Genomic DNA, 18,848 nt, shown 5'->3' on the forward strand with positions numbered 1-18,848 from the left:
ACGGCAGAAAGCGGTATGGCGCGACAAGCCGTACGTCATACCGGCAATGGATGGATCAATACTCTTTAAAAGCCAGTTCCAGACGGGCAATCAACGGTTTAAACAGATAACTCATCAGGGTTCGTTCACCGGTCTTGATCGTCACGCTGGCGGGCATTCCCGCTTTAATTTTGTAATCGCCCAGCAAACGCGCGCCCTCTGCTGAAACCTGTACTTCCGCAAGGTAGTAAGGCTGCTGAGTGGCTTCATCAATTAAGCGGTCCGCAGAGATAGTCAGAACCTGGGCCGGAACCGACGGTAACAGCGCATGGTTAAGGGCAGGGAACAGCACATCAACGGTTAAACCGGGGACCAGTTTATCAATGGCATGTACGGGTATTTTGGCATCAATTTGCATCGGTTGTCCGGCGGCGACGATATCCATCAAATGTTCTCCAGGCTGAATGACGCCGCCCACGGTACTGACTTTAACATCCAGCACAATACCGTTAATCGGTGAGCGGATCTCGGTGTTATCCAGCTCATGACGCGTTGATACCAATTCATCCTCCAGCATTGCCACTTCTTTTTGGTTTTCCGTCAGTTCAGACTCAACTTCACGTAAATATTGATGACGCACCTGGTAGGCTTTAATTTTTAATTCGTTCTGCTGCGATTTCAGTTTGGCAATGTTGAGAATATCTTCTGAAACGCTGCCAGATATTTCTGCTGCCTCGCGCTCCAGCACCAGTAATTGTGCTTTGGGGTAATAGTTTTTTTCGCTCAGCGCGCGAATAGCCCCTAACTCCCGGTTAATCAGAGAAAACTGGTGGTCGCGATAGCCTTTTATTTTATTGAGATTATCCGTCTGTCCAACCAGACCATCGAGCGTCTCCTGAATCATCGACAGTTCATCCTGAATCGTTTTGCGACGGGTATCGAAAAGTTTAGCCTGCAGATTTCTGACTTCTGATAGCCGTTTATTGCCAGAGAATTGCTGCGTCAGCGTAGTATTAAAGCGGATCACATCCAGGTCATCGCGTTCTGCTAACAGACGATCTTCGATACTTTTTGCAGAAATATACTGGGCATTCAACGCGCTGAAACGCATTTCAAGCTGCATTTTATCCAACCGGACGAGGACCTGATTTTTCTTCACGAAGTCGCCTTCTTTGATAAAGATATCGGTTACCCGACCGCCGCTCAGATGCTGAATGGTTTTGCGGTTACTCGATACGGTTACCGTACCATCGGCGACCACGCCCGCATCTAACGGAGCTTGCACTGCCCAGAGGATAAAACTACCGACACCAAGCACAATGACGATCACGCCCCGGATAATCGGTGACCAGATATTGGTATCTACGCCAGCAGAGGCCGTGTTGTGGGGATTCTTTTTCATCATCAAGCCTCACGTTGCTGTTCAGTCGTGGATGGAGAAGGCGTAGCCACCGGTTTCAATACGTTGGCCTGACGCAAATGGGCAAAAACCTGATCGCGGGTACCAAACTCCTGTATAACGCCATCGTTAAGCAACAAAACCTTATTGACCACGCCGAGCAGCGTCGGGCGGTGTGAGATAATGACTGTGGTTTGTCCCTGGGTACGCAGGGCATTGATGGCTTTAACGAGTGCAAATTCGCCCGCGTCGTCAAGATTGGCATTCGGTTCATCAAGCACGATAAACGCAGGATTGTTATACACGGCGCGCGCCAGCCCGATGCGCTGCCGCTGCCCACCGGAGAGCTGGTATCCACCTGCGCCCAGCAGTGTGTCGTAACCTTGCGGCAAGCGCAGGATCATCTCATGAACGCCTGCCAGTAATGCGGCGGCAACGATAAGTTCACTGTCATTCTGCGCGAAGCGGGCAATGTTTTGTGCGATGGTACCGTCAAACAGTTCCACATCCTGCGGCAGATAGCCAATAGACGGGCCCAGCAGCGCTTTATCCCACTGGCATATATCTGCACCATCTAATCTGACTTTCCCTGATAACGGTTTCCAGACGCCAACCAGAACCTTTGCCAGCGAGGTTTTTCCTGAGGCTGAAGGGCCGATAATCCCCAGCACTTCACCTTGCTCCAGCTGGAATGAGATATTACGCAGTAGCGGGGAAGGCTGGCCGGGGGCTGCAGCGAAGACGCTTTCGACGCTGATGTTGCCATTCGGGCGCGGCAGGGTCAGTACCTCTTTCGGCGCCGGATACTCCTTCAGCAAGGTGGAGAGCTGATGCCACGCGCTACGAAACTGCACGAACTGCTTCCAACTGCCAATGACTTGTTCTACCGGGTTGAGGACGCGTCCAAGAATGATCGAGGCGGCAATCATCAAGCCCGGGGTAATATGGCCACCGATCACCAGTAAAGCCCCGGCGCCCAGCGCAATCGACTGCAGCAATACCCGCACAAAGCGGCTGAGACTGCTTAACCCGGCCGTTTTGTCGGCAATCTGCGTTTGTAGCGCCAGCACTTTGTTATGTTGCTCCTGCCAGTTGGACTTCAGGGTCGAAAGCATCCCCATCGCTTCAATGGCATCGGCGTTTTGCAGCTGTTTATTCAGTTTGCTGGCATTGTTAATGGTTAAGGCGTGCGCTTGCTGAATCGGGCGCTTGGTAGAGATTTCAGATACCAGCGTCAGAATAAATAATAATGTTATTCCGCCGAGAGAAAGATATCCCAGCAGGGGATGGACCAAAAAGGCGATGAAAAGATATATCGGCGTCCAGGGAATATCCAGTAAGGCGAACAGACTATTCCCGGAAAGAAACTGACGGATCTGATCCAGTTCGGCTAAAGATTGCGCCGGGTTGTTATCACCGGTAACCATCTTTCTTTTAAAGGCTGCGTTAAAGACCAACTGACTTAGCTTTATATCCAGCCTGTTGCCAAGCCTGACCATAACCTGCGCGCGGGCAGATTCAATCATGGCAATAACGATGTACAAGCCGACAATCAATAAGGTTAACATTAACAGCGTGGTGGTATTTTTACTGACCAGCACACGATCGTAAACCTGTAGCATATAAATTGCCGGCGCCAGCATAAGCATATTAATCACACAACTAAAAAACAGCAGCATCAGAAAAGTGGGTTTCGTTCCCTTTAATGCATCATTCAGTTCTGTTGGCGTATGCTGGCGCGACATAGTCTTCTCCTTATACGATCAATGAACTATTGCCATTGTTGCTGGCAAGGGTAGTGGGCATTTCCAGATAAAAGTCACCAATATTCACGGTGGTCGAATTGACGCCCACCAATGTGATGGTGTCTGTACCGATAGTCACAATGGTGTTGCCATTGTTTCCGGTGATAGACACGTTGCTGGCAAAATTACCCGCATTGATACCTAACAAGACGAGATCAAGGAAGTCCTGCCCGCCGTTGGGGTTACTGTCAAAACCGGTAATTCGGTCCTGCCCAAAGTTGGCCCCAAAGGCGAAGATGTCACTCCCGGTACCACCGTCCAGAATGTCGTTACCTTCCTGACCATTGAGAATATCGTCCCCGCTACCGCCGGAGAGGGTATCCGCGCCCGCACCGCCAATCATGACATCGTTGCCAACACCACCTTGCAGGTTATCAGCGCCATCTCCGCCATCGAGGAAGTCATTCCCGATACCACCAAACAACTGGTCGTTACCGCCCATACCAAACAGATAGTCGTTACCAGAACCGCCCGTAATGGTATTTGCAATGGCATTACCGGTACCGATAAAACTGCCGTTGCCGGTAAATACCAGTTCTTCCACGTTATCGGTGAGGTCGTAGCTGCTGAGGCTGGTTCGGACAACGTCCGTGCCGCCATTCACACCTTCGATAACCACATCACCGAAATCATCAACGATGTAGGTATCATCGCCCGCGCCGCCGGTCATACTGTCGGCACCAAGCCCGCCATCAAGCGTGTCGTTACCGGCATCACCTTGCAGAATATCTTGTCCCGCCTGACCAGAGAGATTGTCGTTTCCAGCACCGCCGATGAGCAGATCGTCACCTGCACCGCCAAGTAAGGTGTCATTACCGCCTTCACCGCGCAGGATATCGCTCCAGGCAGTACCGACGAGGGTGTTAGCCCCGTTGGTACCAACAATCAGATCGCCTACAGGCTGGGTGGTGGTCGACGTCAGGACAACAGGGGGGTTGCCTTCATCGTCGACGACGGTAACGACCACCTGCAACGTTCTGCCGACCATAGCCTGGCCCGGCGTATAGGTAGCGGATGTCGCACCGTTAATGTTGACGAATCCGGTTGGCGAACTCATTCTCCATTGATAAGTGAAATTACCGCCGCTCAGACCATCAGCGTCAGAAATGCCTGAAACCACCGCTGTCAGCGTCAGGCTTTCAGTTGGGGTGAGGTCGTTAATTACTGGCACACCGGTCGTGGCCTGATTGCGCGGGAGGATTGCCTGAGTTTGTGCCGACATCAGGGTTTCAGCGTCACCCATGCGGTCGTTAAAACTGGCGACCACACGCAACGGTGCGCCCTGAATAGCGCCAGGCACTCTGAACTCAACGCCTGTTGCCTGATCTCGCCATTGGCCGTTGACGAAAGCCTGCCAGGTCATAGTGATGGCCACATCCGCCGCCAGCCCGTTTCCATCCAGCAAGTTCGCCACGTTGACGCGCAGCAGGTCACCCACCGAAGGGTTAGGATTGCTGATGATCAGATCGCCCGTCGCTTGTTGCCCCGTCACCCACAGCTGCTTCCCATCGCCAAACTCCAGTTTTTCGATGTTCAACAGACGATCGATGCCATCATTCAGGTTCAGCGCGGCATCCGGCGTAGCGTGATCGACGCGCAGGCTACCGTCCGCCATACGGGTAAAGACATAGTTGCTGCTGACATCACGGTACACCGCGACGTCAGTTTCCGTGCCGTTACCTTCATGCAGAATTTCGCGCACAATCGACAGTTGATTCGGTTTCAGCGTGCCGGCCAGCATGTACGATTTCAGTTCGGCCATACTTTCGGCGCTGGTGAGTCCCGCCATACCCGTAACGGCAATACGAACATTGAGCCACGCATCACCATCAATGATATCGTTACCAGCTTTACCCATGATGCGGTCACTACCACCACCGCCGAGTAAAATATCGCTACCATCATCAGGATTCAGTAGCACCGCGTCCGGATTTGTAGAACGCTCTACGCCGAGAATAGCCTGTAGACCGTTGATCCGGTCCGCGCTTTCCTGGGTCAGGTTGTTAGAGAGGGGAACGCCCTGAACAGGCGCAGTACCTATCGGCTGTTCTGTTCCGGTCAGGATATCGTCGTGTTTCCAGCCCGACAGCCCTTCAACAAGATCAAAACGGTCGCGTAGAATAAACTCCTGCTGGTTGACGAAAATAGGGATCCCAAGGTCAGAGTTAGCGCCATTTGGGTCGCCTTTATGGATAGCCCAGTCGAAACCGGCCATGCCATTATTGCGCTGGATCCCCGCGCCCTGAACCATGATGTCGTCACCGGCTTCGCCATCGTAGTCGGTGTCGTTACCCTGACCGTTGAGGACATCGTGACCGATAATGGTACTGTTGAAGAACAACTCAGAGTTGTCACCCGCCAGCGTGTCAAACCCGTCGCCGCCTTCCAGCCAGTCATCGCCTTCGTTGCCCATCAGGAAATCACCACCCGAGCCGCCAAGCGCAAAGTCGTTATCCTGACCCGAGAAGACCTCCTGCGCATCTTCGCCGACCACCACGAAGTCGCTGCCGCTGCCACCAAAGACCAGATCGTTTCCGTTACCGGAGAAGATAACGTCATGTCCGGCATCGCCATGCAGGAAGTCCGCATCACCAACAGGCGTTCCGGTATCGGTAATAATGTCATCACCGTCACCGCCATGGACCACATCGGCTTCGTCACCGCCGTCCAGTCGGTCATCTCCGCCATCACCCCACAGGCTGTCAATCCCTTTACCGCCGATTAACGTATCGTTGCCTGCCGTCCCACCAAGCACCACATGCCCATCGCCGGTATATTTCAGATACCCACCATCGGCAAAACTATCGCCGTCAACATCCACCCCTGGGTCGCGACGCACCAACAACGGCGAGAGCAGATCCTTCAGCGGATTACCCCATTTCGGGTCGATTTCCGTTTGCAGCACGCGGTTCACTTCAAAAATATGGTCCGGTGTCTGGAACAGATTAGCGGGCAGGTGGGAGGAACCCTCATCACCAAGATCGCTGTTACGCATTACCAGCGCGGAAAACGAGTTGGCCTCCAGTTCATTGAGTAAGTTCAGCCCCTGAACGCGGCTCAGATAGTAGAAACGATCACCGTCCTGAAGCATTTCCATTTGTGTTTCAAAGACGAAGTTGAAGGTTGAGCCGAGCATGCCGCCAAATTCATTTTTGCGCTCAGCCAGCCCGCCAATCCAGAAATCGACCATATTCAGACCGGTCTCTTTGGTTGCCCACGCTCCGGTACTGTTAAAGAAATCCATCGCATCCGCAGGCGGGGAATTGTTAGCATCACCAAACAACAGGAAGTTAACCGCTGCGCGCTTACCTTCAAGGCTGGTAGCGTTGAGGATCAGTTCGTGCTGGCCATAGGCGGCCATAAAGTTAATGATTGAAGCGGGATTTTTCAGGTAGGTAGTGAAGTCAGCCCAACTGGTATAAGGCTTCAGTTGGCTATCGCCGCTTAAAGCAAAAAACTGCTCGCGGGCCTGGTTCAGCGTCGGCATTGCGGTGTCACGACCGCGGGCTATATTAAGCGCGCCTAAATCCAGGGGCAGGCCGATGAGATTATTACGCAGAGCATCGGTAATAAATTCATCAATTTCATTACCCACCTGACGCGTCATACCACGCACGATTGCGCCAATAGCCTGATCGTCCGTAACGGTGGCCCCGTTGATTTGATTAAATGCTACCGGATTCAGGAATGCTGAAATCAGGTCAATATCACCGCTTTGCATATCAATGTCGGTACGCGCCACGGTTTCTGTCAGCATTGAATGCCCAAAACGGTAAACAACATGCGCAAACTCTGCAAAGATCAGCGGGTTGATATCCGCCGTGTTGGAGAAGACAAACGGATCGACGGCAGGTTGTACGGTACGGGCAAACTCCTCGAATACGAGGTGCTGATATTGCATTTCCGTGGAGAAGCGGCCTGCCTGGAATAAGTACTCACCGTTCCATACCAGAGTATTGGTATCGGCAGGTAATTCCGTGATTTGGTGGTTGGGCATCAACCACTGGTTAATGAGATCGATATCGCCGGTTTCCAGCAGAGTGGTTTTATACTGCTCAACCAGGCGGTTATGCTCGCTGTGAAAAACGGCGTGCACCGCGGTTAAACCTATATTTTCGTTCCCGCGCCCGTCACCGGTGATAAAGTGGCGATCGAGCAGTTCGTTATCATAGGTTCCTGCCGGTTGCGGTCCTTCTCCGCCGATGGCGCTGTCATCATCTGCCAGCAAACCAGCTTTTGGCACGGCAGTATGAGCGATGTCATCCAGAAACGCATGACCGGTGCGGAACGTCTCCGCGGGTAACAGGCCTCCGTTGGCTTCAACCAGCCCCCCGGTGGTAACAATCTGTACCTTTCCGTTTTCACTTAAAATCAAATTACCGTAGCGATCCGTTGCCAGCAGGGGAACATTAAACACGTCCTGATCGGTGAGTTTAATGCCAAGCAGGGTTTCAGCCTGGTTTTTAACGTCAGCCCAGGTCGCCAGTCCACCGTTTGCACCACCCAATAAATTCCCGGTAGGCTCAGGTTTCCCATCAATAATGACGTATTCGCGGATGAAAATTTGATGTGAAGGATGGGAGGTGTAGGTTTGGTTTTGGTCGATGAAGGGGGTCGTCAGGTTTACTGTCTCTCGGTTTTCATCCACCGTTGCCCGGGTTAATAGCATAAAGTTTGTCGACGACCCTTCAACATATAAAGGGTCATCGGGCTGGAGCGGAATGAAAACGATACCGTTGCCTCCTTTCGGAATCAGATCCAGACCATGGTCGAAAAACTGGCCAAAGAAGGTCATCCAGCCGTTAAACGCAGGGGAGAGCCCAATATCGGGAGACTGATTGGGGATGGATAAGCTGCCATCCCCAGTAACAGTCCCGCCGCCGGGCGCATCTTTTAATGCGTTAAAAGCCTCCAGCGCGGCCGGGTTTGAGGCCGTCTGGTCTGAAATTAAATTGCTAATTATTCGTGGGTCGGCATCAATGACCGTACCGCCAATCTGGATATAGCTGGTCATTTGATCCGCATCCTGCCAGTTTAATGCGGTTAATCTCGGCATTGTCTGATCGGCAGAGCCGTATAATTCCTGACCTGGTAAAAGGTTATTCCATGAACCATCTACCGTGCGAAGTCCATAGGGCAAGAGTGGGCTGGAGACTAATTCCCGAAGCATTTCAGCATTAACGCTCCCGTCTGGGTTCGTTGCCGCTTCGGATATTTTGATCTGCTTAAGAATAAAAGCAAGATCGTGGAGGGTGACAGTAAAGTCATATTGTGAGGCCATAAGTCATTACCCCTATCTTTACTTGTATTGGCTATCACCACTCTTTTCTTCTGCTTACAAAAACTGACAGAAGAATGAGTCGTATAAGATACCTGATGGTTATTACATGTTTTGACTCCATGTTTTAAAATATTGAAGATATCCACAACCGGGTTAGCGTTGTTCTCCAGAGTATTACTTAGTGAAAATAAGAGTCAGACCTTATTTATTCGATTTTGCGACCCGGAGTGGGACCGCGTACATATTAAGGGCACGCGGTTTTGAGAAGACTGAGTCTTCTCAAGGTCACAGGCGTCGTTTTTTTAACCTCGTATTACATTTTTGTTATGATCATAACTATGGTTTTTCCTTTGCCGACTTCACTCATACTTTTCTATGAATAAGAATGTATTTTCATTTCTTTACATTTCAAAAGATGTCATTTTGTTTTAATAAAAACAGTAACAATATCAGTTGATTAATGTATCGGATGAGGTTCTTTGTTGTGGCTCTCGTAACCAGAATGATACAACTAATGAAGCGATCCCCAGGAATAAAATAAAATAAAATACCGAATGAATTCCTGATGATAAGGCGAAAATCTCAGGTGTACCGGCTTTCCCATTCATCGCTCTTGCGGTAAAAGATGACATCAGGCTGATTGCGATCGAGGCTCCGGCAGCACCGGAGATTTGATACAACGTATTCCAGACAGATGTACCATCAGAATATAAAGATTTAGGCAAAGAACTCAAAGCTGCTGTTTGTACCGGCATGATAATGCACGTTACACCAAAACATAACAGCATAAATGCGGAGGCAATCGCCCATTTTTCTGCGAATCCATGAGTAATTATAAGGAATATCGTTGCACTCAATGCGAGGCACAGAGAACCAAGGACAATAAAAGGTCTCATCGCATAGCGGTTATAGAGGGCACCAATCAGCGGGGAAAAGAGAACATTCACGATGTTACCCGGCAGTAAAATCAGACCGGCCATAGCAGGTTGCATTACCAGGACATCAATAAAATAGATGGGCAATATAATCGCGGTGGCAAGTACGCTCATTATGCTCATCATCATGATAAGCGAGCCGACTGTAAATATCGGGCATGAGAATATTTTTGTGTTGATCAATGGATAACGAATTCTGGTTTGTCGCCAGAACAATGCGATAAGGCACAGAATTCCCATCAGGAAAACGCCCCAGAAGTGGACTGATGACGCAGGATTTTCAGACAACGCAGCCAACCCGCAGATGATGCCGCCAAACCCGATGGATGATAATAATAGCGATATCACATCAATGCGCGGATGTGTAATATCCCCAACATTTTCTGCTGCAACAATGGCCAGTAGTAATGCTGCGATATACATTGAAGCACATATAAAAAATATCGCCCGCCAGTTCAGCACGGTAATAATTAATCCTGATATTGTTGGTCCTAACGCGGGCGCCAGAGTAATAGAAACACCGACTACTCCCATTACTTTTCCACAATGATGTAACGGAAAAATAAGTAAGGCCGCGCTCATCAGCACGGGTAGCAGTATCGCGGTGCCAATAGCCTGAACAATACGCCCGGTCATTAACATCATCATGTTTTCTGAGACACCTGAAATCAGGCACCCCAGAAAAGAGAGTGAAATCGCAATGATGATTAATGACCGGGTACTGAACCACTTCATCAATATGATTGACGCCGGCATGAATACGGCCAGCGTCAATAAATACCCTGTAACCAACCATTCCGCAACGCCTGCAACCACGGAAAATTCATGCATTAATTGGGTTAATGCCATGTTTAGCGCTGTTTCACTGAATAATCCTGTAAATACGCCAAGCATCAGGGTACTCAACATCAGTACTGGTGAGTGCACTTCTTTTTCTGGTCTTCTTAATTTCATTGTTTTCACATTTATTCAGAAAGTCATCAATAGATATAAAATAACGCCATCCGAATACACGAATGGCGTGAAAGCAGGGTGAATTATTAATTCAATGTACGATCAAAATACTCTTTACTGTAAGCCTGTGCGAAATGATACGATGCTTTACGCTCAGCCAGTCGGAAAAATTTCTCAATATCACTGGCCGCCAGCGTATTAAAAGATTTCGATTTTTTGGCAAGGCTATCAAATGCGCTTTGTGCAAGCGTTTCAACTTTAGCCAGGTCGTAACCACATAGTTTTCCGTGACGTTTACGAATAACGCCATCGGCAATGACAGTATCAACATCGTTGCTGTGGGTCATTTGTACGACACCGCCAGCATAATTCATCATCGGAACAAAACCTTCCCTATGGCGAATGATAATTAGATCTGCCTTCTTACCGACGCTCAGCGAGCCAATCTCATCAGCAAGCCCCATCACTTTTGCGCCCCCCATCGTTGCCCAGTAAAGCGCATCACGAACGGTCGGGGTGATCTCAAAAGGCATACTGTCACGCTGGTGAATTTGGTCATTCGCCAGAGCACGTTCAATTTGGAGTGCAATATTCATTTGTGTAAACAGATCATCAGTTGTAACGCCCGTGAGATCCGTGCCAAGACCGAAGGGGATATCATGTTCAACGCATGCCCGGTATGGTAAAAAACCCATGCCCATTTGCAGTTCGCTTGATGGCGTACTGACCACGTATCCGCCGGTTTGGGCAATCAGTTTCCAGTCTTCGCCTGTTAAACCATTACTGTGAGCGTGCAGATGGCCGGGGCGTAATAAACCATGATCATCCAACTCTCTCAAACCGCGTAACAGAATTGAGGTTTTGGCTGCGCCAGTATGAGAAACACATTTGATTCCCAACTCATCAGTGAGCCTGATTTGCTGGGCCGAATGAGCAAACGGGACTGTGCCGAGGTCGGAAATCAACATCCCCATGCCAAGACGATCCTGTCTGTTGAATTGCGTACAGGATAGGTGCCTGGCCATGTCGAGACGATCTTCCTGAGATTTAAAACCGGACGGTTCAAAGTTATAGACCTGCATACCATAGGCATAGATGCCACGAATTCCGCTGTCCTTCATCCCCTGAATAGCATTAAAAGCATGGTCAGGCGTATTCACACAATCGTTAATTTCATAGACTGTTGTGGTACCTGCGTTAATAGCATTGATATTTCCTGATAATGCTGCCGCATACATATTTGAGGCTGTAAATACCCCTCCAAACGCGTAGAATGTATTGATTAAAAAGGCAGGTAATGACTCTTCTGTAGAAACACCACGGAAAAGCGACATCCAGTTATGTCGATGTGCATCTACCATGCCCGGCATAACGATAGCGCCATGTGCGTCTATAAACTCAGCATCCTGATGATGATCAAAAGCATGTTCAGAGTGGCTAATTTCTTTGATGATATTCCCCTCAAGCAATACAGCTCCATTCTTAATATCACCAATATTCGCATCCATTGTAATATAAATACCACCACGAATAACTTTCTTGTGCAACTCCATTTTTCCTCCTGACTTATAAAAATAACCATAACAATAAAAACTCACATTACTTAAAACGAAGAGTTTTTATTGCAATAGATAATATGTGTGCTGGGTTTATATTCAGCAATGTAAAATGAAGGGAGTGGTTATCATGTATAAATACAGATAATCATCGTTAGTATTCGTAAAAACCACCTGCAGGAATATTTAAAGGTGAATGAATATCAGCCATCCTTTCAGCCATAAATCGACGAGGAGGTGTGCCGGTTGCTTTACGAAACATTGTGACAAAAGCTCCGGAGCTTTCATAACCCAGTTGATCCGCGATCACCTGTATCGATAGCCCTTGCGCCAGTAATGGCAATGCTTTCACAATGTGCATCTGACGGCGCCAGCGATTTATACTAAATCCCGTTTCTTTGGCAAAAAGCCGGGATAAGTTCCTTTCGCTCATATTCAACCGACAAGCCCATTGCGCAAGCGTTATCCGCTCAGAGGGTAATGACAGCATAGTATTTGCCAGCGCCAGCAAGCGTGTGTCAGTTGGCATAGGAAGATGAAGCCATTCCAACGGCGCTGCAATGATCTCATCTAACAGAACGGCTATCAGACGCGATGCCGCGCTCTCATGCGAATAATTTTGCGGCAGCGCGGCAGTTCGCTCAAGCAAGGCGCGCAGAAAGGGGGACACCGACATTGTGCAGCATGTTTCAGGTAAATTCTCCACCGTACCAGGCTCTATGAACACCACAAATCCACGAGGGTTTCCGCTACATTTTGCCCGATGCCTGAGTCCGCCAGGTATCCATACGGCCCCCTGAGGCGGGACGATCCACAAATCATGTTCAGTTTCTAAGGTGATAAGCCCGGTATCAGCAAATAAAAGTTCAGCTTTGTTATGACTGTGAAACGGCAATTCCCATTGTTCCGTCACCATACCGAGACCAATTACCACGACTGGCTGCACTAACTCTTCCACGTACGTTGGCTCAACCTTAAATATAAACATCAGTATTCCTTAGCAGAGAAGGGCGTTAGCTTTCTCTCTGGCCTCGTTTTCAGTGGCAACAATAAACATAGGATACCCCCAGAATCTTTCGAAGGTTACTGAAAAGCTTTCCAGTTCTGTGCGCTTAGTAGTCTCTGGAATGATATGAATATGGCCTTTAATCAGTTGGCCAATAGCAGCTTTATTGTCCTTCATCCAGGTAGTAATCTTGCGGCGTTCATTAACATCATCATTTTCTTTATTGCTTTCAGTCGGTAATCCGCTACAGATAAAAACAAAGGGCTGTTTTTTTTGTAAAAGTTTTGAAATTGCAATCAGAATGTCATTTGAAGACGCATCTGACTCTATTGAATAATCCATTCTGACTCGCGGGAAATCATCGGTGTTAATTTTCATGTTAGGTCCTGAAATGTTTCGTTAGTGATGATGTAATCATAGATACCTGCCACGACAAAATCATTAGAGAGAAGGGACAAAAAATTCTTCAGTCAAGCCAGAAATGTTGCTTTAGGTGCGTAGGGGAAGAGGAAAATCTGTGAATTCATCTGCTTTCACGCATTTAAGAAAAATTTTCTTAATCACACCACAATCGCATTAGCTCAATAAAAACAATAAGATATAAAGATTTTATGGTTTGTTTTTCTTACTTAAGATTGACTTGATATGATTTGAGAAAACAAAGGTTTTAATCTCTGGGATTATTCTTAAACTAGCAATCATCGTAGGGTTAATCCTACGGAGTCATAAGACATTACTGGCGTCGCTGTATCCCTCAATAAATACTCCGCTCTCAGCGGAGAGGGACTATTGAATTATTTATTACGATACCGATGTATTTATTAATTAAGGACAGACAATATGAAAATCAATAATCCTCATACCAGTTACATATTTGCAGCTGGTGGCCTTGCGTTATTGTTTGCGCAGATAGCGTATGCTGATTCAGCAAATACCATCACCTTTAAAGGCGAAGTGACCGAACAAACTTGCGAGGTCACGGTTAACGGTGTAAATGCACGACCGGTAGTATTACTGCCGTCGGTTGCGAAAAGCGATCTCGCGGCAGCAGCATCTTCAGCAGGCCTGACAACATTCACCCTCGGCGTTACTGGTTGTACTGTTGATTCTAATGCGTTGGATATTAAAACCGTCTTCGTTGCAAATAATATGACCGAGCGTGGAAACCTGGCTAATACGGGTACAGCGCAAAATGTTGAATTACAACTGCTGACCGATAGCGCGGGCACTACGCCGATTGATTTGCGTACTGGAACTCCAGTTGCAGGAATCACCGTTGCGGCCGGAAATACGTCCGGTGAGCACGACTTTGCCGTGCAGTATTTTAGCCCGAACGGTGGGGCAACCGCCGGGACAGTTGTCGGCACTGTGCAATACGCCATTTCCTATTTGTAAGCGAGATCTGCGTGATGAAAGGATTGGCTATTGGTTTAGCTGGAATGATGATGTGCTTCTGCGTGCAGGCAAGCATAGTGATGACTGGCAACCGGATAATCTATCCGGCAGACAGCCGGGAAGTCAGTGTGCAATTAACTAATCGCGGCGACGTCCCTGGTGTCGTTCAGGTTTGGCTTGATGATGGCGATGCACAATCAGTACCACAAACTGCGGCCGCTCCTTTTGTCACCACGCCACCGGTCTTTCGGATGGCGGCCCACGCGGGGCAAACTGTGCGGCTGCGTTACATCGGCAAACCCGTTGCACAGGACAGGGAATCGCTATGGTGGTTTAACTTCATTCAGATCCCGCCCATAAGTAAGGATGCGCAAAACGATAACCAGCTTCTGGTGCTGGTACGTAGTCGCGTAAAAGTATTGGTCAGACCCACAGGGCTGGTGGGTTCGCCGCTGGAGATGGCGAACACCAGCCGGGTCTGGCTGCAGAATGGCAAGCTGCATTTACGCAATAACAGTGGTTTCTATCTTGCGCTCTCGTCACTTGACGTCAGCGGTGCGGGAAAAAAACAGCGCATTCAGAGCGAAACGATCGCACCGTGGGCGACAATGTCGTGGCCTGCAAAAATTCCGCAATTGAACGACGCGCATATGCGCTGGATTAACGATCAGGGAGCCTCATTAAGCGGGCGCGTGGCATTGGAGAAACAGGACAATGTCCGAAACTAATCCACGCTGGTGGTGGCTTTTTTTGCCCGCTGCGATGCCTGTTTTTGCCAGCGATTACACCTTTGACGAAACATTGTTGCTTGGGAGTGGTTACGAAAAAAGCCTGGCAATGCTCAACGATCCGGATGCGGTGGTCGCGGGACGTTATAGCGTGGATATCTGGCTCAATGGACGGTATGTAGGGCGGGATGATGTGTTGTTTCGCCAGAATACAGCAGGGCGTACCGAACCCTGTCTTCCGGCGAAATTCTGGGATGAACAGGGCGTAACAGCAGCGTCGGAACAAGCGCAGGATTGCTTCGCCCCTGAAGCTCGGATCAGCGGTGGACGCTGGGATTTTGACCAGAGCTTATTGCGTCTGAATCTTAGCGTTCCTCAGGCAGCATTAAAACGTCCCCCCATGGATTATGTACCGCCGTCGCAGTGGCAAAGCGGCGAGAGCGTGTTGTTCAGTAACTACAATCTGCACGCCTATCACAATAAAAATAACGGTCAGCAAAGTGATTACGGTTGGCTGGGACTGAGCAGCGGCTTCAACATGGGGAGTTGGCAATTTCGCCAACAGTCGTCTGCCAACTGGCGGCGCGATGGCGATCGAGAAAGCCAACGCTGGGATGCGCTGCAAACCTGGCTTCAACACCCTGTCGCATCTCTGGAAAGTTTACTGACGGTAGGCGAAAGCTACACCTCGGGAAATCTGCTTGGCAGTATGGCGTTTACAGGTGTCAAACTGGAAACCGATCAACGAATGTGGCCACAGTCGCGACGCGGCTACGCCCCAGAAATTCGTGGTACGGCATCTACACCTTCACGCGTTGTGGTCAAGCAGAATGGTCGAACGCTTTACGAAACCAGCGTACCACAAGGCCCTTTTGTACTTGATGATTTGCCGAATACAGCCTGGGACGGTGATTTACAAGTTGAAATCACCGGCGCCGATAACAAAAAGAGTAGCTATACCGTGCCATATGCCAGCGTACCTTTATCACTGCGTCCCGGCGTCTGGCGCTACGGTCTGGTGGCAGGTAAGACCCGGGATTACAGCGCCGCCGATGGTCTGTTTACCGATTTCACGCTTGAGCGCGGGATGACGAATCTCCTGACCGCTAATGGCGCTTTGCGGATCGGCGACGACTATCAGGCACTCCTGATGGGAGGCGTTCTGGCAACGTCGATGGGCGCTTTTGGTGTCGATGTTACCGGTTCGCGGGCCCGGATTGCTTCTCAAACCATGAGTGGCTGGCGGCTGCAAACCAACTGGAGCAAAACGTTCACTCCGATAGGAACTCACGTCGCGCTGGCGGGTTATCGCTATTCCACAGAAGGGTATCGTGACTACGGTGACGTTCTGGGTGAGCGAAGCGTCAGCGGAAGCAATGCGCAATGGCGCTCGGATACGCTGCGTCAAAAAAACCAGTTTACCGTTACGGTGAACCAAACGTTGAGCAGCTACGGAAACCTATGGCTGTCGGGATCAATGATGGATTACTACAGTGACCGTGGCAGCAGCACTCAGTTGCAGGCTGGGTATAACACCACCTTTGGACGAATGACGTTAGGTATGTCATTCAGCCGACAGGACACCTGGTGGCGTAACGGCGACCGTTCACAAGTGCAAAAAGAAAACATGGCAACGCTTACCCTCTCAATGCCTTTGGGTATAGGTGAACGTGAGCATACGCTGGCGCTGTCGGCGAGTCAGGCTCAACAGGCTGGGCGCAATGCGCAGTTGGCATTGTCTGGTGCGCTTGATCAGGATGAAACCCTTAATTACGCGCTGTCCACTGGCTGGCAACAGGGGCAAGGTGAGTCAAACAGCGTGACCGACTGGGGTGGTTCACTGCAAAAAAATACGGCTTTCGGCACGCTAAACGGCAGCGTCTCACAGTCACAAAACTATCAGCAATGGTCTGCAGGGGTACGCGGGGCGCTTGTTGTACATCGCCATGGCATTGTTGCCGGCCCGTGGGTTGGCGACACATTTGCCCTGGTGGAAGCGCCAGGCGCTGCGGGAGCCAGAGTCGGGGGTGGCCAGGGTGCAACTGTGAACAGTGGGGGTTATGCGCTGGTCCCCTCATTGACACCTTATCGCTTTAACAATGTGACTCTCGACGGTAGCGGAATGAACACCAACGCAGAGCTTCAGGAGAGTCAACGGCGCATTGCGCCAATGGCGGGGGCCGCAGTAAAACTGCGTTTTGCAACGCTCTCTGGCTATCCGTTACTCATCACTGTGAAGAGTGACGTGACGTTACCGATGGGAGCGGCAGTGACCGACGGTCGAGGTCGTGTAGTCGGGATGGTTGCCCAGGCGAACCAGGTATATGCCCGCGTTGAAGAAGAAGAGGGACTATTGATGCTGGAAAGCAGTGATTGTTCGTTGCCGTGGAAACTTACCCAACAACAACGTACAGAACCGTTAATTGCATTAACGGTAGCTTGCGTAACAAAAGGGCGCTCATGAGACTATTTTTTCTGGTTCTGGCGCTGTTTTCTTGTCAGATACAGGCCGCCTGTGAATACATTATTTATCCATATAAATCAGGAAGTAGTGGCGCACAAGGTACGCACAGGCTTAGTGCAAGTACGGACGGCATTGCCAATGACTGGCGCTCCGGCGGCGGCAACGATGCCTGGAACGGGCTATTGCCGGGATTGAGTAAGTCTGTCGATATCACCAGTAATAGCAGTTTTCAGCCGGCAGGGACGATCCTGACCTCCAGCGGCGGGATCCCTTTTACCACTTATGCTCATAAAGGCGGCGGTTACGATCCTGAGCAGGTATTTTTCCGTTGTACACCGGACACCGCCGGGCAACTCTATGAAGCCTGGTCAACTAACGGCGATGACACCGTGGCTGGCTGGTATGAAGCAACGGATGTACCTGGCGCGTATCTGACCATCATGAAAAACGTCGCATTACGCTTGACGCACGATGCGACAGGCAGCGTCTTTACCGACAGCTGGCAGCAACGCCCACTGGAAAACCTGGATCTTGACACCAATGGCAACTTCCTGATTAAGGCCAAGAACTTCTCGACGATAAGTGCCGAGTTGATTAAAACACTGGATACACGCTACTACGCCAACCAGGCGCAGTCTGCTACTTACAATAGTTATGTGAATCCCAATGCTTACGTGGTTTTTCGTGGGCCCGGTACAACTTCGTGGGGTATCAAGATAGGTCAGCCGCACCGTGGAGGAAACTGGGCTGGCTGGGCGAATGACTGGCCGTCAGTGATTAGCCTGTACAATAACGGGATCTTCGTCAAACGTGCAGCAATGTGTCAGGTTACCGATTTTACGCCCGTTGTGCATCTGCCGCCAATTTCCATGGCCCAGCTCAAGCAGGGGGAGTATTCATCAGCGCCCTTCCAGATAGGATTTGCCTGCGAATCAACGGTGGTTTCCGGTGTTGCGACCGGGAAGAGCAATGTCGCAATGGGGCTGCTTGCACCGGAAAGCAGCGTCAACAGCGCCTGGGGTTTTAATTTGATTACTGGTAAAACCGTAACCTGGCTATTAGATACGCAATATGGCGCTCCCGGGCGGGCTCGCGGCGTTGGCGTGCGTGTTTACCGTGCGGGTAATCCGGTGAATTTTATGGCGGTATCAACTGTCGGCAGCGGTAGCGAAGGCGGCTGGATGCCAGTCATTGGCAGCAATACGCAGCAAAATGGCAGCCAGGATGGCATCAATTACTACAGCGAAAGCTTCGAAGCTCGTCTGGCAAGTTTTGGTGCAGATACGTTAACGGCGGGGGGCTACCAGTCACATGTACAAGTTTTATTGCGTATTCAGTAGCCTCTG

The 18,848-nt window shown here is 49.9% G+C and carries 11 protein-coding genes; 4 read left to right on the forward strand and 7 right to left on the reverse strand.

What is annotated here, in order from left to right:
• Positions 1-55 precede the first annotated feature (55 nt).
• From OGX67_RS16340 to OGX67_RS16370, 7 genes are all read right to left on the reverse strand, one after another.
• Positions 56-1,384, reverse strand: a complete 1,329-nt coding sequence (locus OGX67_RS16340; RefSeq protein WP_170926215.1) for an HlyD family type I secretion periplasmic adaptor subunit — start codon at positions 1,382-1,384, stop codon at positions 56-58.
• Positions 1,384-3,123, reverse strand: a complete 1,740-nt coding sequence (locus OGX67_RS16345; protein ID WP_016150245.1) for a type I secretion system permease/ATPase — start codon at positions 3,121-3,123, stop codon at positions 1,384-1,386. The genes OGX67_RS16340 and OGX67_RS16345 overlap by 1 nt, the downstream gene beginning before the upstream one ends.
• A 10-nt stretch (positions 3,124-3,133) precedes the next feature.
• Positions 3,134-8,464: a peroxidase family protein gene (locus OGX67_RS16350; protein WP_257652048.1), complete on the reverse strand. Its 5,331-nt coding sequence runs from the start codon at positions 8,462-8,464 to the stop codon at positions 3,134-3,136.
• 449 nt (positions 8,465-8,913) lie between these two features.
• Entirely contained in the window at positions 8,914-10,353 is a 1,440-nt protein-coding gene (locus tag OGX67_RS16355; protein ID WP_257652049.1) for a DHA2 family efflux MFS transporter permease subunit, read from the reverse strand.
• 86 nt (positions 10,354-10,439) lie between these two features.
• Positions 10,440-11,906, reverse strand: a complete 1,467-nt coding sequence (locus tag OGX67_RS16360; RefSeq protein ID WP_257652050.1) for an amidohydrolase family protein — start codon at positions 11,904-11,906, stop codon at positions 10,440-10,442.
• Between the two features lie 157 nt (positions 11,907-12,063).
• Positions 12,064-12,897, reverse strand: coding sequence for an AraC family transcriptional regulator (locus tag OGX67_RS16365; protein WP_003019952.1), 834 nt, complete (start codon positions 12,895-12,897; stop codon positions 12,064-12,066).
• A 9-nt stretch (positions 12,898-12,906) separates the two neighbouring features.
• Positions 12,907-13,293 carry a hypothetical protein gene (locus OGX67_RS16370; RefSeq protein ID WP_003019950.1) on the reverse strand — a complete coding sequence of 129 codons (387 nt, stop codon included), beginning with the start codon at positions 13,291-13,293 and terminating at the stop codon, positions 12,907-12,909.
• Positions 13,294-13,755: 462 nt separating this feature from the next.
• On the opposite strand from OGX67_RS16370, the gene OGX67_RS16375 reads away from it, so the two are divergent.
• The 4 genes from OGX67_RS16375 to OGX67_RS16390 are packed head-to-tail and all read left to right on the forward strand — an operon-like array spanning position 13,756 to position 18,842.
• Complete coding sequence (locus tag OGX67_RS16375) at positions 13,756-14,310, forward strand: fimbrial protein (RefSeq protein WP_003019947.1); 555 nt, start codon at positions 13,756-13,758, stop codon at positions 14,308-14,310.
• 50 nt (positions 14,311-14,360) lie between these two features.
• Positions 14,361-15,038: a fimbrial biogenesis chaperone gene (locus tag OGX67_RS16380; RefSeq protein WP_502873749.1), complete on the forward strand. Its 678-nt coding sequence runs from the start codon at positions 14,361-14,363 to the stop codon at positions 15,036-15,038.
• The gene (locus OGX67_RS16385; RefSeq protein ID WP_286526831.1) at positions 15,025-17,502 is read left to right on the forward strand and encodes a fimbria/pilus outer membrane usher protein; all 2,478 of its coding nucleotides are present in this window, start codon (positions 15,025-15,027) and stop codon (positions 17,500-17,502) included. Before OGX67_RS16380 ends, OGX67_RS16385 begins: the two co-directional genes overlap by 14 nt.
• On the forward strand, positions 17,499-18,842 hold the full coding sequence (locus OGX67_RS16390) for a fimbrial protein (RefSeq protein ID WP_286526833.1): 1,344 nt from the start codon (positions 17,499-17,501) through the stop codon (positions 18,840-18,842). Before OGX67_RS16385 ends, OGX67_RS16390 begins: the two co-directional genes overlap by 4 nt.
• Positions 18,843-18,848 lie beyond the last annotated feature (6 nt).

The organism is Citrobacter sp. Cf118, assembly GCF_030334095.1.
GTDB lineage: Bacteria > Pseudomonadota > Gammaproteobacteria > Enterobacterales > Enterobacteriaceae > Citrobacter > Citrobacter freundii.

Bases quoted from the DNA above. Each gene is read 5' to 3' on its own strand.
- OGX67_RS16340 (WP_170926215.1), bottom strand. From the start codon at position 1,384: ATGATGAAAAAGAATCCCCACAACACGGCCTCTGCTGGCGTAGATACC.
- OGX67_RS16345 (WP_016150245.1), bottom strand. From the start codon at position 3,123: ATGTCGCGCCAGCATACGCCAACAGAACTGAATGATGCATTAAAGGGA.
- OGX67_RS16350 (WP_257652048.1), bottom strand. From the start codon at position 8,464: ATGGCCTCACAATATGACTTTACTGTCACCCTCCACGATCTTGCTTTT.
- OGX67_RS16355 (WP_257652049.1), bottom strand. From the start codon at position 10,353: ATGAAATTAAGAAGACCAGAAAAAGAAGTGCACTCACCAGTACTGATG.
- OGX67_RS16360 (WP_257652050.1), bottom strand. From the start codon at position 11,906: ATGGAGTTGCACAAGAAAGTTATTCGTGGTGGTATTTATATTACAATG.
- OGX67_RS16365 (WP_003019952.1), bottom strand. From the start codon at position 12,897: ATGTTTATATTTAAGGTTGAGCCAACGTACGTGGAAGAGTTAGTGCAG.
- OGX67_RS16370 (WP_003019950.1), bottom strand. From the start codon at position 13,293: ATGAAAATTAACACCGATGATTTCCCGCGAGTCAGAATGGATTATTCA.
- OGX67_RS16375 (WP_003019947.1), top strand. From the start codon at position 13,756: ATGAAAATCAATAATCCTCATACCAGTTACATATTTGCAGCTGGTGGC.
- OGX67_RS16380 (WP_502873749.1), top strand. From the start codon at position 14,361: ATGTGCTTCTGCGTGCAGGCAAGCATAGTGATGACTGGCAACCGGATA.
- OGX67_RS16385 (WP_286526831.1), top strand. From the start codon at position 15,025: ATGTCCGAAACTAATCCACGCTGGTGGTGGCTTTTTTTGCCCGCTGCG.
- OGX67_RS16390 (WP_286526833.1), top strand. From the start codon at position 17,499: ATGAGACTATTTTTTCTGGTTCTGGCGCTGTTTTCTTGTCAGATACAG.